General features: G+C 71.6%; 12 protein-coding genes. 5 read left to right on the forward strand and 7 right to left on the reverse strand.

The genetic code is table 11. From position 1 onward, the window contains the following. Nucleotides 1-30: 30 nt before the first annotated feature. The 6 genes from C2L59_RS28535 to C2L59_RS28560 form a co-directional block, all read right to left on the reverse strand. Nucleotides 31-1311, reverse strand: coding sequence for a PLP-dependent aminotransferase family protein (locus C2L59_RS28535; protein ID WP_103352612.1), 1281 nt, complete (start codon nt 1309-1311; stop codon nt 31-33). Next, nucleotides 1304-1969, reverse strand: a complete 666-nt coding sequence (locus tag C2L59_RS28540) for a glutamate racemase (protein WP_103352613.1) — start codon at nt 1967-1969, stop codon at nt 1304-1306. The genes C2L59_RS28535 and C2L59_RS28540 overlap by 8 nt, the downstream gene beginning before the upstream one ends. Before the next feature lie 76 nt (nt 1970-2045). Then, on the reverse strand, nt 2046-3449 hold the full coding sequence (locus C2L59_RS28545) for an FAD-binding oxidoreductase (RefSeq protein ID WP_103352614.1): 1404 nt from the start codon (nt 3447-3449) through the stop codon (nt 2046-2048). A 133-nt stretch (nt 3450-3582) separates the two neighbouring features. Further along, nucleotides 3583-4836, reverse strand: coding sequence for a cytochrome P450 (locus C2L59_RS28550; RefSeq protein ID WP_103352615.1), 1254 nt, complete (start codon nt 4834-4836; stop codon nt 3583-3585). Nucleotides 4837-4929: 93 nt separating this feature from the next. Beyond that, nucleotides 4930-6174, reverse strand: a complete 1245-nt coding sequence (locus tag C2L59_RS28555; RefSeq protein ID WP_103352616.1) for an acyl-CoA dehydrogenase family protein — start codon at nt 6172-6174, stop codon at nt 4930-4932. Between the two features lie 231 nt (nt 6175-6405). Next, nucleotides 6406-7221, reverse strand: coding sequence for a cyclopropane-fatty-acyl-phospholipid synthase family protein (locus C2L59_RS28560; RefSeq protein WP_103352617.1), 816 nt, complete (start codon nt 7219-7221; stop codon nt 6406-6408). Between the two features lie 216 nt (nt 7222-7437). Here C2L59_RS28560 and hppD point away from each other — a divergent pair, with 216 nt between their 5' ends. From hppD to C2L59_RS28585, 5 genes are read left to right on the forward strand one after another with little or no spacing between them, the layout of a single operon-like run. Further along, nucleotides 7438-8481 carry a 4-hydroxyphenylpyruvate dioxygenase gene (hppD, locus tag C2L59_RS28565; RefSeq protein ID WP_233223747.1) on the forward strand — a complete coding sequence of 348 codons (1044 nt, stop codon included), beginning with the start codon at nt 7438-7440 and terminating at the stop codon, nt 8479-8481. A 33-nt stretch (nt 8482-8514) separates the two neighbouring features. Beyond that, nucleotides 8515-9789, forward strand: a complete 1275-nt coding sequence (locus C2L59_RS28570; RefSeq protein WP_103352619.1) for an NAD(P)/FAD-dependent oxidoreductase — start codon at nt 8515-8517, stop codon at nt 9787-9789. Nucleotides 9790-9806: 17 nt separating this feature from the next. Continuing rightward, nucleotides 9807-11567 (forward strand): amino acid adenylation domain-containing protein, encoded by a 1761-nt coding sequence (locus C2L59_RS28575; protein ID WP_103352620.1) that lies wholly within the window; start codon nt 9807-9809, stop codon nt 11565-11567. Between the two features lie 19 nt (nt 11568-11586). After that, a complete protein-coding gene (locus C2L59_RS28580; protein WP_103352621.1) occupies nt 11587-11811 on the forward strand; it encodes an MbtH family protein in 225 nt (74 codons plus the stop codon). A 17-nt stretch (nt 11812-11828) separates the two neighbouring features. Continuing rightward, nucleotides 11829-13172: an ABC transporter substrate-binding protein gene (locus C2L59_RS28585; protein WP_103352622.1), complete on the forward strand. Its 1344-nt coding sequence runs from the start codon at nt 11829-11831 to the stop codon at nt 13170-13172. Nucleotides 13173-13235: 63 nt separating this feature from the next. Here the strand turns inward: C2L59_RS28585 and C2L59_RS28590 are convergent, their stop codons facing one another. Continuing rightward, nucleotides 13236-14609, reverse strand: a complete 1374-nt coding sequence (locus tag C2L59_RS28590) for a condensation domain-containing protein (RefSeq protein ID WP_103352623.1) — start codon at nt 14607-14609, stop codon at nt 13236-13238. Nucleotides 14610-14630: the final 21 nt, after the last annotated feature.

Here is a 14630-nt window from a genome sequence, read left to right on the forward strand (position 1 = left end):
CGGGTGCGTGGGTCGGCCGCGCACCCGCCCTCAGGCGTGTTCGGCGACCAGCCGGGACAGCCGCCGCACGCCCTCCGCGATCTCGGCCGCCTCCAGGTAGCTGCACGACAGCCGGAGCGCGTGGTGGCCGCCGTCGGCGTAGAAGAAGCTCATCGGCGTCCACAGCACGCCGAACTGCTCCGCCGAGAGCTCGAGGAGTTTCTCGTCGGCGCGGAACGGCACGTCGACGACGGCGAAGAAGCCGCCGCTCGGCACGTTCCAGCGCACCCCGCGGCCGGCGCCCGGGAAGTGCTCCTCCAGCGCGGCGAGCAGGGTCCGCAGGTTCGTCCGGTAGAACGCGATCTTGTCCCGGTTGGCCGCGCGCAGGCTGCCGCCCGACTCGACGAGCACCCCGCCGATGACCGCCTGCGCGATCGGCGAGGTGTTGACGGTCAGCATGCTCTTCACGGCCGACATCTCCTCGGCCAGCAGGGTGCGCCGGCCCTGCTCGTCGACCACGGCCTGGTCGGCGACGAGGAAACCCACGCGCGCGCCGGGGAACACCGACTTGGCGAACGAGCCGAGGTAGAGCACGCGCCCGTCGGTGTCGAGCGACTTCAGCGTCGGGCGCGGCTCGTCGTCCAGCCCGAACAGCCCGTACGGGTCGTCTTCGAGCAGCAGCAGGTCCTGCTCGGCGGCCGTGTCGAGCAGCAGGCGGCGGGTCGGCACGGGCAGCGAAACCCCGGACGGGTTGGAGAAGTTCGGCACCAGGTAGAGCGCCCGCGGCCGCTTGCCGGACGCGCGGACGCGCTGGGCGACGTCGGCGACGGTCCGCGGGTCGAGGCCGCCGGGGCCCTCGGGCACCGGCACCACCTCGACCCCGAGGATCCGCGCCGCGCCGGTCAGCCCGACGTAGCAGGGATCGGCCACGAGCACGACGTCGTCCGGGCCCGCGCACAGCGAACGCAGCACGACGACCATGGCCTCCTGGCAGCCCGAGGTGACCATCACCGCCGCCGGCGGCACCACGATGCCCTCGTCGACCTCCAGCATCCGGGCGATCAGCGCGCCGAGCTGGCCGTTGGTGCGCCCGTACTGCAGCAGCAGCCGGCGCACGGCCGCTTCGTCGAGCCCGCCGGCCCGCAGGTGGTCCACATAGGACTGCTGGTACCGGGCGATGTCGGTCACCGAGTAGAAGCCGTCGTACGGCCGGCCGGCGGCGAGCGAGATCGCGTCCGGGTACCGGCCGGCGACCTCGTTGAGGAAGTTCATCGACGTCGCCACCGGGTCGGAGACCGAGACGTGCAGGTCGGCGCGGGACAGGTCAGTCATGGTTCCCCAATCCGGCGGCCCGCCGGGTCAGCTCGACGAGCCGGGTGCCGACGTCGACGACCGGCAGGTCGCAGGCGGCGGTCACGAACGGCAGGATGGACGTGAAGTGCGTGCAGGCCAGGACGACCGCCTCCAGGCCGAGGCGTTCGGCCAGGCGCAGGGTGTCCGGCAGGTGCGAGGCCGCGAACGCCGCTTCCGGGTCGCCGGCCTCGATGCCGCGGACGAGCGCGGGGTCGGAGATCCCCAGCACCCGGTGGTCCGGGTTGGCCAGCCGGACCGTCCGCTCGACGCCGAGGGCGGCGTTCGCGTTCCCGGTGACCGCCAGCGAAGAGCCCAGGACCGGCAGGTGTTCCCGGTAGACGGTGACCGGCGAGACGACGGGGATCGCGGTGTCGTCGTGGTCCACCACCGAGGCCAGCGAGTTGCAGAACAGCATCGCCAGTGGCGTCCCCTGCGCCCGCAGCCCGGCGAGCCGGTCGTGGAACGCGGCCGACAACGCGCCGGGGTCCTTGTACTGCAACGCGTCCTGCTCGTCGGGCGACGCCGCCATGGCGTACGCGGCCGCGGGAACCCCTTGCGCCTGCAGCAACGCGGCCCCGAGGCCGGAGTCGTACGGGGTGCCGGCGAGCACCGCCACCGGGCCGCCGTCGAACGCCATCGCCGCCTCCGTCCGAAGATCCGCTCCCTGGATGCTCCCAAGGGGAGCCGGCCGCCGCCGTCTCCTCGGTTGCTCCTCAGCCCGGCGCGACCACCTTGCCCGGGTTGAGGATCCCGGCCGGGTCGAGCGCGGCCTTGAGGGCCCGGTGGACCCGCACGCCGACCGGGCCGAGCTCGTGCGCCAGCCAGTTCCGCTTGAGCAGGCCGACGCCGTGTTCGCCGGTGCAGGTGCCGCCGAGAGCGAGGCCCAGCCGCATGATCTCGTCGAACACCACCCGGCCCCGGTCCACACTGGACGGATCGGCCCGGTCGACCACGATCACCGGGTGCAGGTTGCCGTCCCCGGCGTGCCCGACCACACCCACCAGCACGTCGTGCCGGGCGGCGATCTCCTCGACGCCGGCGACCAGGTCCACGATCCGCGACCGCGGCACGGCGACGTCGTCGACCACCAGCCCGCCCCGGCCGCCGGGGAACGCCTCCCGCGCCAGGTTTTCCATCGCCGGGTGGGCGAGCCGGCGGGCCGCGGTCAGCGCCTCGGCCTCGGCCGCGTCCCCGGCGACGTACAGCTCGCTCGCGCCGGCTTCCCGGCAGCACGCGGCGATCCGCTCGAGGTCCGCCGCGGCGCGCTCGCCGGTGTCCGCCGCGATCAGCAGCATCGCCGCGGCCCCGGTGTCCAGGCCCATCGGCCGGTACGCCTCGATCGCGCGCAGGTGCGTGCGGTCGAGCAGCTCCAGCATGCTCGGCACGTGACCGGCGGCGGTCACCGCGGACACCGCCCGGCCGGCGGCCGCCACGTCCGGGTACACGGCCACCAGGGTCAGGGCCGGCTCGGCCTCGGGACGCAGCCGGACGGTGATCTCGGTGATGATGCCGAGCGTGCCCTCCGCGCCGACGAACAGCCGCGTCAGGTCGTAGCCCGCGACCCCCTTCACCGTGCGGCGGCCGCAGCGCAGGATCTCCCCGTCGGCGAGCACGACCTCCAGGCCCAGCACGTATTCGCCGGTGACGCCGTACTTGACGCAGCACATCCCGCCCGCGTCGGTCGAGACGTTGCCGCCGACGGTCGACGACTCCCACGAGCCGGGGTCCGGCGGGTAGGCGAGCCCCTCCTTGGCGACGGCCCGGCGCAGCTCGGCGTTCACCACGCCCGGCTGCACCACGGCGATCCGCTCGCCGGGGTCGATCTCGAGGATCCGGTTCAGCCCGGTGAGCGAAACGACCAGGGCGCCGTCGACCGCGTTCGCCCCGCCGGCGAGCCCGGTCCGCGCCCCCTGCGGGACGACCGGGATGCCGTGCGCGGCGGCCACCCGGACGGCCGCGGCGACCTCCGCGGTGTCCTGCGGACGCACCAGGGCGAGCGGGGTGCCGGCGTCGCACAGGTCCGCTTCGTCACGGCTGTGGGCGGCGAGCAGGTCCGGGTCGGTGAACACCCGCCCGGCGGGCAGCGCCGCCAGCAGGTCGTCGACAGGGGAGGCCATACCTCCCAAGCTAACGACCGTCCCGGCGGCGCGACAGACCGCGGCGCGAAGTCCGCAGCCCGGAGGAAAGCCCGCGAAACGGCCGGTGGCCGGGTGTGCGGACACACCCGGCCACCGGCCGCCTTCCGTCAGGTCACGCCGCCGCGGGGAGCTCCGGGAGTGCCTGCGAAAGCCGGACGGGCAGGTGCCGGTGCCCGTTCATGATGAAACTGGGGTAGGGCACCAGGTCCTTCGGGTCGACCGCGAGCGTCAGGTCGGGGAAGCGCTCGAACAGCGCCGACAGGCTCGCCTTGGCCAGCATCCGGGCGATGCCGGCGCCGAGGCAGTAGTGCGGCCCGTGCCCGAACGACAGGTGCTCCTTCGACTCGCGGGTGATGTCGAAGGTGGCGGCCGACGCGCCGTGCAGGGCCGGGTCCCGGCCGAGCGCGGCGTAGTTGACCAGGATCGGGTCGCCCTTGGGGATGGTCACCCCGTCCAGCTCGATGTCCTCCACCGCGAACCGCAGGGGCAGGCTCGCCAGGGGTGACTGCAGCCGCAGCACCTCTTCGATGACCTCGTCCCACGAGACGCGGCCGGTCTTGACCAGCTCCAGCTGCTCCGGGTGGGTGAGCAGCTCGGTGACCGCGTTGTCGATGAAGTTGATCGTGGTCTCGGAGCCGGCGCCGAGGATGGCGAAGACCGTGTCGGTCATCTCCTGCTCGGTCATCCGCGAGCCGTCCTCGTCCCGGGCGGCGATCAGGTCGCTCGTGATGTCCGGGCCGGGGTTCTCGCGCTTCTGCGCGATGAGGTTCGCGATGGCGGTGCGCCAGCCCAGCAGCGTGTCCTGGGCCTGCTCCGGGGTCACGTTCGTGGCGACCATCAGGTCGATCATCTTCGCCGCGGCCACCCGGGCCTCGTCCGACATGCCGATCAGCTCGGCCACCAGCATGCCGGGCAGCGGGTAGGCGAACGACGTCTTCAGGTCGACCACCTCACCCGCGGCTTCGGCGGCCTCGATGCGGTCGAGCAGGTCGTCGATCATCGCCTGCGCCCGGGGCCGCACCTCCTCCGGACGGCGGGCGTTGAACGCCTTGCTGGTCAGCCTGCGCAGCCGGCGGTGGTCCTTGCCGAAGGTGGTGGAGATGTTGTCCATCGCCACCCAGCTGATCATCTCCCAGTCGGGCGCGACCTCGCCGTTGGCGAAGGCCGGCCAGTGCCGGCGGGCGCTCTTGCTGACGTTCGGGTCGCCCAGCAGCTTCTTGCTGACCTCGTAGCTGTTGATCGACCAGGCCAGCACGCCACCGGGCAGCTGCACCCGGGTCGTGGGGCCCAGCCGCCGCAGGTGGTCGGCTTCGGCGTGGATGTCCCGGCCCGTGGGGTCCAAGGTGAAGGGGCGTTCTGTGTTCATCGCGGCCTCCGGGGGCTTCGGCGTTGGGACCTGTTTTGCGTGGGGGGTCTCGGCGTCGACGGGACGTTCAGGGGCGATCCGGCCGGGCCGGCGTCAGTGCGCCTCGCCGGTGTCCAGCGCGGCCAGTTCGCGCCGGGCCACCTTGGCCAGGAACAGGCTCACCCCGGCGTGGCTGTGCAACGTCGAGATGTCCCGCCAGATCCGCTCGATCCGCTCGCCCGCCCGCACGGCGCTCGAACCGGCGGTCGGGAAGAGGTTCTCCGACACCGCGCTCCAGGACAGCCGGACGGCTTCGTGGCTGATCAGCGACAGCCGCACGTCCACGTCACGGGTGAACGCGGCGGACCCGCGTTCCGTGGTCTCGTGCCACTGGCGGACCGCGTCCGAGAGCGCGGCCCGCGCGGCGGCGATCCGGCCGGCCGCTTCGCCGTAGTGGAGCTGGAAGTCGGGGTCTTCGGAGCGCGGGACGATCGGCGGGTAGATCGTGGTGCGTTCCCGCATCAGCCGGGCGTACTCGTCGAGGGCCGCGGTGGCCATGCCGACCGCCAGCGCGCCGACCTGGAACTGGATCATGCTCAGCACGCCGCCGCCGTACAGCGGGTTGCCGTGCAGTTCGAGCCCGGCGGTGCCGTCCACGACCGACGTCATGCCCATGTGCGTGCCGGGCAGCGCGCGGTGGGCGGGGACGTGCACCTTGTCGAGCTTGACGCTGTGGGAGCCGCTGCCCTTCAGGCCCAGCTGTCCCTGCCAGTCGTCCAGCCGCTCCCACTGGTCGCGGGGCACGGCGAAGAGCAGCGGCGCGGGCGGCTCGCCTTCGGCGTGGAAGAAGAGGGTGTGGCCGATGAAGTGCGTGGCGTACGGCGAGCCGGAGCTGTAGCGGTGGACGCCGTCGACGACCCAGCCGCCGTCCTCGGCCGGCTCGGCGATCCCGACCGGCCCGATGGTGGCCGGGGAGATGAAGTCGCCGCCGGCGAACAGCTCGTCCTGCGCCTGCTCGCCGAACAGCGTGGCGGCGGTGTGGGCGTGCGAGTGGCCGAAGGTGTACATCCACGCCGTGGACGCGCAGCCGCGGGCGAGTTCGGACACCACCCGCACGTAGGTGTCGAGCCCGAATTCGTAGCCGCCGTAGCGCTTCGGCACCAGGAGGCGGTAGAAGCCGGCCTCGAGGAGTTCGTTGTGGGTGTCGAGCCCGTAGTACCCGCGCTCTTCCGTCTCCTGCTGCCGGCCGGCGAGGCGGTCCGCGATGCGGGCGGCGCGGGCGACGACCTCCTCGGCCGTCAGGCCCGGTTCGGGCGGCGACGGGTGACCTTCGGTCGGCAGGCTCCTGGCGGCTGTCATGGCGTGGTGTTCCTTCCCGCATCTTTCGTCCTGATCGTCGCATTCGCGAGATCTCGTGGACGTCCTCCGAAATGCTGTTGATCCACCCGGTTCTTCTACGAAAAACGAAGATCCAGTGGGTTTCGAGTCGTCATGCCGTACGGCGGACAGCGGTAACGGCCGGGTGGCGTCCGCCACCCGGCCGTCCGTGGAGCACCGCCGTGCTGCCCCGCACCGGGGCCGTGGGTCCGGTCAGGGCTTCCTGGCGCAGAGGATCAGGTAGTCCACGTCTTCCGGGCCGAGGTGGAAGGCGGTCTGCATGCCCTTCCGGATGTCCGCGGTGATCTCTTCGCCGAACTCGCCGGCGAGCAGGCCGCTGACCTCGTCGTGCCGGTTGAGGTAGCGCTTACCGCTGTTGACGTACACCCGGCGGCCGCACCGGACCTGCTCTTCGACGACGAAACCCGCGGTCTCGAACGCCTGGGCCCAGGCGTCGGCCGTCATCGGCTCGCGCGCCTGCGGGAACGGCTTCTTCGCCTGCGAGGCCGAAGTCGTCTTGATCATTTCCGAGAAGGCGACGCGGCCGCCGGGCCGCAGCACCCGGTGGAACTCCAGCAGCGCCTTGTCCAGGTCGAAGGCGTTGAAGAGCGACTCGATCGCGACCACGGCGTCGAAGTGGTTCTCGGCGTGCGGCAGCGAGTGGTAGTCGGCGACCTCGAACCCGACGAGGTCCGCGACGCCGCTCTCCTGCGCCCGCGCCTCGGCGCGGGCGGCTTCGACCGGGCTGATGGTGATGCCGGTGACGCGGGCGCCGTACTCGCTCGCGATGTGGATGGCCGGCGCACCCAGCCCGCACCCGGCGTCCAGCAGGTGCTCGCCGCGGCGCAGGCCGAGGGTGTCGACGATCTTGCCGGTCAGGCGCTTGGTGGCGTCCTCCAGCGTGGCGTCGTCGGTTTCGTCGTACCAGTAACCCAGGTGCTGGTAGCCGAAGTAGTACTTGTCGGCCATCGGGCTCGAGCCGTCGTAGAACTCAGCGACCTCGGGCGGTGTCCAGTTCAGTTCGCTCACGGAATTCTCCCGTCGGGCAGCATGTCCGACCCAGCATTCCGGCGGCCCGCTCCGGCGGCGTCTTCCCGCGTGCGCTGGGGTCCCGGCAATCGGAGAGATGCCCCCGCGTGGGCCCGGCTGTCACTGTCGATGACTGACGGTCTTCAGGCTTTCCCCGTCGGTGGCGGCTCCTTTGGAGGTTGGGTGACGATGTCGCGAGCGCGAGCATCCGAAAACGTGACCATTGATCATGTCGAGTTCTACGTCGAGGACATCGAACGAACCATCAAGTGGCTCGTGGACGGGTACGGCTGCGCGGTCCGCGCGACTTCGGGTGACGAGCCGGGGCCGGTCCGCTCGGTCGTGGTCGGCCAGGGCGGCATCGACCTGGTGCTGACCCAGCCGGTCGCGCAGGACCACCCGGTGGCCGCCTACGTCGAGCGCCACGGCGACGGCGTGGCCGGCATCGGCCTGCGGGTGCCCGACGCGGCGGCCGCGTTCGAAGCGGCGGTCCGCGGCGGGGCCCGCCCGGTCGCGCCGCCGGTCGAGCGCGACGGCGTGGTGACCGCGACGATCATCGGCTTCGGCGACGTGACGCACACCTTCGTGCAGCGCCCGGACGGCTCCGCCGCGCACGAGGTGTACGACCTGGTCGCGGCGCCCGCCGAGGCGCCCGGTACCGGCACCGGCCTGCTCGTCGTCGACCACTTCGCGGTCGTCGTGGAGCCGGGCCGGCTCGACGAGACCGTCGAGTTCTACCGGCAGGCGCTGGACTTCGACCTCACCCTCGCCGAGCGCATCGAGACCGGCGACCAGGCGATGTTCATCAAGGTCGTGCAGAGCAAGTCGCGCGCGGTCACGCTGACCCTGATCGAGTCCGACGCCTCGATGGAGTCCGGGCACGTCGACGAGTTCCTCAAGGACCACGGCGGCCCGGGCGTGCAGCACATGGCGCTGCGCACCGACGACATCCTCGACACGGTCGGGCAACTGGGCGCCCACGGCGTCGAGCTGCTGTCCACTCCGGACGCCTACTACACGCTGCTGGCCGAGCGCGTGCAGCCGGACCGGCACACCGTCGACGAGCTCCGCGTGCTGAACATCCTGCTCGACGAGGACCACGACGGCCAGCTGTACCAGATCTTCGCGAAGTCGGTGCACCCGCGGAACACGATCTTCCTGGAGATCATCGAGCGGGCGGGCGCGAGCACGTTCGGCAGCTCGAACATCAAGTCCCTGTACGAAGCCGTCGAGACGCAGCGTCACCGGAACGGCGACTGAGCACCCGAAGCGACCAACGGAGGAAGCACGACCATGACTCGCAAGGAAGACTTCGACGTCGTCGTCATCGGTGGCGGTCCGGGCGGTTCGGCGACGGCCGGGCTGCTGGCCCAGCAGGGCCACAAGGTGCTCGTGCTGGAAAAGGAGAAGTTCCCCCGCTACCACATCGGTGAGTCGCTCATCACCGGCTCGATGCCGACGATCGAGGCGCTCGGCCTGCGCGACAAGCTGGACCGGATGGGGTACGTCCGCAAGTACGGCGGCACCCTGCTGTGGGGCCGCAACCAGGGCGCCTGGGACTTCCGGTTCACCGAGGCGTCGGAGTACGAGTACACCTTCCAGGTCCGCCGGGCGGACTTCGACTCGGTCCTGCTGGCCCGCGCCCGTGAGCTCGGCGCGCTGGTCGTCGAGGAGGCCAGCGTCCAGGACGTGCTCTTCGAGGGCGACCGCGCCGTCGGCGTGCGCTACCTGCGCAAGAGCGACGCGGAGCCGACCACCGTCAACTCGAAGCTCGTCGTCGACGCCTCCGGCCAGCAGCACCTGCTGGCGCGCAAGCTGGACCTCATCGAGTACCACAGCGACCTGCGCAACCTCGCGGTCTGGGCGTACTTCCAGGGCTGCAACCGCTACAGCGGCACGCGGTGGGGCGACACGCTCACCGAGAACCGCCCCAACGGCTGGTTCTGGTTCATCCCGCTTTCGGACAGCACGGTCAGCGTCGGCTACGTGACCCCGATCGAAGCGTTCAAGGCGTCCGGCAAGACGCTGGAGGAGCTGCACGCGAGCGAGCTGGCCGCGGCCGACGAGATCACCTCGCTGACCGCGCCGGCCACCCGGGTCAGCGGCTTCCGCACGATCAAGGACTGGTCCTACACCTGCAAGAAGTTCTACGGTCCCGGCTGGGCCCTGGTCGGCGACGCGGCCGCGTTCATCGACCCGCTGCTGTCCACCGGCGTCGGCCTGACCCTGCGCGGCTCGCTCGGCCTGTTCGAGACGGCCAACCTCGCGCTGCACAACCCGAACGAGGAGACGGCGCTGTACGAGCGCTACGAGCGCAACTACCGCGAGTTCCTCAACTCGCTGCTGGAGTTCGTCCGGTTCTTCTACGACCGCACGAAGTCCAAAGAGGACTACTTCGAGGCGGCGCAGCAGAGCATCGACCCGAAGCGCCTCCGGCCGCGCAAGATCGACTTCGCGCGGATGCTGTCCGGGGTGTCCGGCATGCGCGACATCTTCGACGGGCCGCTGGCGCTGCGCGCCTTCCGCGACTCCGACGCACCGCAGACGCCGGACACGCTGGCCGGCTAGGGATGGGAAGCGCGGAAATGGAAACGTTTGTGATCTCCGAGCGGTTCGCCGGCCAGGTCGCGCGGACGCCGGACGCGGTGGCGGTGTCCACCGAGGCGGAGCGGCTGACCTACCGGGAGCTGGACGAGCGGGCCAACCGGCTCGCCCACCGGCTGATCGGCCTCGGCGTGCGCCAGGACGACCGCGTGGCCGTGCTGCTGGAGCGGTCGATCGACCTGGTCGTGGCCATCCTCGCGACGGTGAAGTCGGGGGCCTGCTACGTCCCGGTGCACGAGGACTACCCGCCCGAGCGCCGGCAGTGGGTCGTCGACCACGCCGAGGTGGCGGTGCTGCTTGCCGACACCGCCCAGCGCGCGGGCGGGCTGCCCACCGGGGTGCCCACCGTGGTCGTCGACGACGACCCGGCCACCCTCGAGCAGCCCGGCACCGATCCCGCCGTGCCCATCCACCCGGACCAGCTGGCCTACGTGATCCACACGTCGGGCTCCACCGGCCACCCCAAGGGCGTCGCGGTGACGCAGCGGGACGTCGTGCGGCTGATCTTCAACCCCCAGTGGACGGTCGAGCGGCACGCCCGGGTGCTGATGGTGGCGCCGTACGCGTTCAACGTGTCGACCTACGAGCTCTGGATGCCGCTGCTGCACGGCGGCGAGGTCGTCCTCGCCCCGGCCGGGCACCTGGAGCCGGCGACGCTGCGCCGGCTGATCACCGAGAAGGAGATCACCGGGATCCACCTGACCGCCGGGCTCTTCCGCGTGCTCGCCGAAGAGTCGCCGGAGATGTTCACCGGCGTGCAGGAGATCCTGACCGGCGGCGACGTGATCTCGCCGGGCGCGGTGCGCAAGGTGTTCGACGTCTGCCCGGACATCGTCATCCGGGCGATGTACGGCGTCACGGAGACGTCCCTGTTCTCCGCGCACAACCCGCTGTCCGCGACCTACCGCCCGGGCAAGCTGGTGCCGGTGGGCGAGGGGTTCGACGACGTCAAGATCCACATCCTCGACGACCGGCTGTCGCCGGTGCCGCCGGGCATCGAAGGCGAGATCTACATCGCCGGCCGCGGGGTGGCGCGGGGCTACTTCGGCCGCACCGACCTGACCGCGGAGCAGTTCGTCGCGGACCCGTACGGCGAGCCGGGCGCGCGGATGTACCGGACCGGTGACCTGGCCCGCCGCGACGACGACGGCCTGATCGAGTTCATCGGCCGGGCCAGCAGCCAGGTGAAGATCCTCGGCTTCCGGATCGAGCTGGCCGAGGTCGAGGCGGCGCTGACCGGCTACCCCGGGCTCGCCCAGGTCGTCGTGGTGGTGCGCGAACTCGAGTCGGGGGAGAAGCGCCTGGTCGCCTACGTCGTGCCGGAGTCCGGTGACCTGGACATCGCGGGCCTGCGTGAGCACGTGCGGGGGACGCTGCCCGACTACATGGTCCCGGCCGCGTTCGTCCAGCTGCCGTCGCTTCCGCTGACCGCCAACGGGAAGCTCGACCGCAAGGCGATGCCGGAGCCCGACTTCGACAGCAGCTCGGCCTACCAGCCGCCGGAAACGCCGTTGCAGGAGAAGCTGTGCGCGATCTTCGGCTCGGTGCTGGAGGTGGGCGAGGTCGGCATCCACGACAGCTTCTTCGACCTCGGCGGCCAGTCGCTGCAGGCGATGCGGCTGCTCAGCCGGATCCGCACCGACCTCGACGTCGACCTGCTGATCAACGTGCTCTTCGACGTCCCCACCGTGGCCGGGCTGGCCAAGCACATCGAGGGCGAAGCGGCCGCGGCCGCGGCCTGACCCGGGAGGAGAAGAGCCGATGAGCAACCCGTTCGAAGAGCCGGACGCCCACTACACCGTCCTGCGCAACGAAGAGGACCAGCACTCCCTGTGGCCGGGCTTCGCCGAGGTGCCGGCCGGCTGGACCGTCGCGCACGGGCCGGCCCGCCGCGAGGAGTGCCTGGACTACGTCCGGGAGCACTGGGTCGACCTGCGCCCGCGCCGCGTCGCCGAGTTCGTCGCCGCCCAGACCAGTACGCACTGACCCCCTTGGAGGATGCCGTGTCGGACGCTGCTGCCCCGGCCGGAACGACGACGCTCGACGTCTGGCTCACCGACCACCCGATCCCGGACTTCAACGCTCCGGTCAAGGCGGCGGCCGAGACGTTCGAGCGGGCGCACCCCGGCTACCGGATCCGGATCCGGGAGATCGGCTACCGCGATCTCCCGGCCGCCGTCGCCGAGGCGGTGGCGGAGGGGAACCCGCCGGACATCGCCGAGTACTACTTCCCGGCCGGCCAGGTGGCGCTCGACACGCGCGCCGCCGACGGCTCCCCGCTGTTCGTGCCCATCGCGCAGGCGATCGGGGACCGCACGAAGATCCTCGGCGAGCCGGTGGTCGTCGACGACATCGTGCCCGTCGTGCGGGACTACTACAGCCGCGGCGGCGAGCTGGTGTCGATGCCGACGATGGTGTCGACCGCGATCCTGTTCGCCAACCGCGACCTCCTGAGCCGCGCGGGGATCGACCGGCTGCCGTCGACCTGGCGGGAGCTCGCGGACGCGTGCGCCGCCGTCACCGCGCTCCCGGACGGCCCGGCGCACGGGATCGCCTGGCCCAACCACGGCTGGCTGATCCAGATGGAGCTGGCCGCCCAGGGCGGGCTGCTCGGCAACAGCGGCAACGGCCGGACCGGCCGGTCGACCCGGGTGACCCTCGATTCGCCCGAGATCGTCGCCTACGCCAAGTGGTGGCAGCGCATGCACGCGGACGGCCACTACCTCTACACCGGTGAGCCGCGGGACTTCTGGGGCGCCATGGAGGCGTTCACGCAGCAGCGGACCGCGTTCGTGATCACGTCGTCGGCGACCGGGCCGTTCCTGACGGACCTGGCCGGCAAGGCCGGGTTCGAGCTCACGACGGGTGCGCTGCCGCGCAACGAGGAAGCGCCGTACGCCGGCCGGAGCCTCGGCGGCCAGTCGATGTTCCTCAAGGCGGGCCTGCCTGCCGAAAAGGAAGACGGCGCGCTCGCCTTCACCCAGCACCTGCTCAACGCCGACCACTCGGTGCGGCGGCTGTACGCCGGCTCCCTGCCGGTGATGCAGCCGGCGTACGAGCAGGTCGTGGCCGACGGCTGGGCGGACCGCGAGCCCGGCTTCCGCGTCGCGGCGGAGCAGGTCATGGCCTCGGACCGGACGCCGGCGGCGACCGGCGCGCTGCTCGGGGACATCAACGGGATCAACGAAGAGCTGACCTCGGCGATCCACGACATCCTGCTCTCCGGGGCGGACCCGGCCGAGCGGCTGCGGACGGCGACCGAGCGCGCCCAGGCCCGTCTCGACCGGTACAACGAGGCGTGCCTGGCCTACCCGCCGGTGACGCCGGAGGCCCTGCAGGCCGGCTGACCCACCGCAGCAACCGAAAATCCCGTCCGGCGATCCGCCGGACGGGATTTTCGGTTGCCGTGACTACGCGGCGAGCTGCGTGCCGAACGGCGCGTCCATGTCGGCGACGGCGACCCGCAGCAGCTCGATGTACCTGGTCACCAGGCCCTCCAGCGTCGCGGCGTCGAAGTCGTTGCTGTTGAACCGGACGCTGCCGACGATGTCGCCTTCCGGGTCGATGTCCAGGGCCCACACGACGCCGTCGGGGATGTCGGAGGTGTCCGGGTCGGACAGCAGCCGGCGGCGCAGTTCGGCGATCCGGATGTCCCCGACCGGCGCACCCTCGGCCCCGACCGGGAACTGGAAGCACTGGAACGCCTGGACCGCCTGGGTGAGGTCGCCGAACGGGGCGACGACCGCCGGCGCCTCGGCGACGATCTCGCCGAACGGGACCTCGTAGGAGTACATCTCGAGGCAGGTGCCGCGGGTCTTCGTGACCAGCTCCCGGAAGGTGCGGCAGGTCGAGAGGTCCGTGCGCAGCGGCATGAAGTTGAAGAACGGCCCGACGGTCTCGGCGAACGTGGGGTTGCTGCGGCCCGAGGTGATGGTCGGCACGGTCAGGTCGGTCGCCCCGCTGATTTCGTGGGTCAGCAGGTTGAACGCGGCGAGCAGCACCATGAACGGCGAGCTGCGCAGCTGCTTCGCGACCGACTGCGTCGCCGAGGTGATCTCGCGGTCGATGAGGAAGCGGTGCACCGAGTACACGCCGGTGGCGTCCGTGCGCGTCCGGTCGGTCGGCAGCGACGCGAACTGCGCGCCGGCCAGCTTGTCACGCCAGTACGCCCGGGCCTTGGCGACCGGCGCGCTGGTCAGGTACTCCTGCTGCCACTCGGCGTATTCCCGGTACTGCGCCATCTCGGGCAGGTCGGCCTCGCCCGCGCCGCGGCGCGCCGCGTACAGCTGCGCCAGGTCGCGGATGACGATCTGCAGGGACCAGCTGTCGCTCACCGTGTGGTGGGCGTAGAGGACCAGGACGGCGTCCTGGTCGTCGAACCGGCCGAGCGCGGCCCGGATCAGCGGCTGCTCGGTGCTCGGGCACCGGCCGGCCTCGATCCGGTTGAGGAATTCGTGCGCGGCGGTCTCCCGCTCCTCGGCGCCGGCGCCGGCGCCGGTCAGCTCGTGCTCGGTGAGCTCCGGCGTCGAGGGCGGGTGCACCTGCTGGTACGGCGGCTCGACGTCGCGGATGATGCTGGTGCGCAACGACTCGTGCCGGACGACGAGGTCGCCCAGCGCGGCCCGCAGGGCTTCGGAGTCGACCGGGCCGGTGATCCGCCAGCCGGAGGCCACGATGTGCCGTGGCCCGAACACCCCCTGGTCCGGCCCTTTGTCGAACATGCACAGGAAGTGCTGGTTCGTCGACAAGGGGGCGCCTCGGGGCGCCGGTTCCGAAACAGTCATCGTGGTCTTCCTTCCGTGAAC

It is taken from the genome of Amycolatopsis sp. CA-128772, assembly GCF_002904295.1.
Lineage (GTDB): Bacteria > Actinomycetota > Actinomycetes > Mycobacteriales > Pseudonocardiaceae > Amycolatopsis.

Coding starts and splice junctions, on each gene's coding strand:
- C2L59_RS28580 (WP_103352621.1), top strand. CDS start 11,587: ATGAGCAACCCGTTCGAAGAGCCGGACGCCCACTACACCGTCCTGCGC.
- C2L59_RS28555 (WP_103352616.1), bottom strand. CDS start 6,174: ATGACAGCCGCCAGGAGCCTGCCGACCGAAGGTCACCCGTCGCCGCCC.
- C2L59_RS28545 (WP_103352614.1), bottom strand. CDS start 3,449: ATGGCCTCCCCTGTCGACGACCTGCTGGCGGCGCTGCCCGCCGGGCGG.
- C2L59_RS28540 (WP_103352613.1), bottom strand. CDS start 1,969: ATGGCGTTCGACGGCGGCCCGGTGGCGGTGCTCGCCGGCACCCCGTAC.
- C2L59_RS28550 (WP_103352615.1), bottom strand. CDS start 4,836: ATGAACACAGAACGCCCCTTCACCTTGGACCCCACGGGCCGGGACATC.
- C2L59_RS28590 (WP_103352623.1), bottom strand. CDS start 14,609: ATGACTGTTTCGGAACCGGCGCCCCGAGGCGCCCCCTTGTCGACGAAC.
- C2L59_RS28575 (WP_103352620.1), top strand. CDS start 9,807: ATGGAAACGTTTGTGATCTCCGAGCGGTTCGCCGGCCAGGTCGCGCGG.
- C2L59_RS28570 (WP_103352619.1), top strand. CDS start 8,515: ATGACTCGCAAGGAAGACTTCGACGTCGTCGTCATCGGTGGCGGTCCG.
- C2L59_RS28535 (WP_103352612.1), bottom strand. CDS start 1,311: ATGACTGACCTGTCCCGCGCCGACCTGCACGTCTCGGTCTCCGACCCG.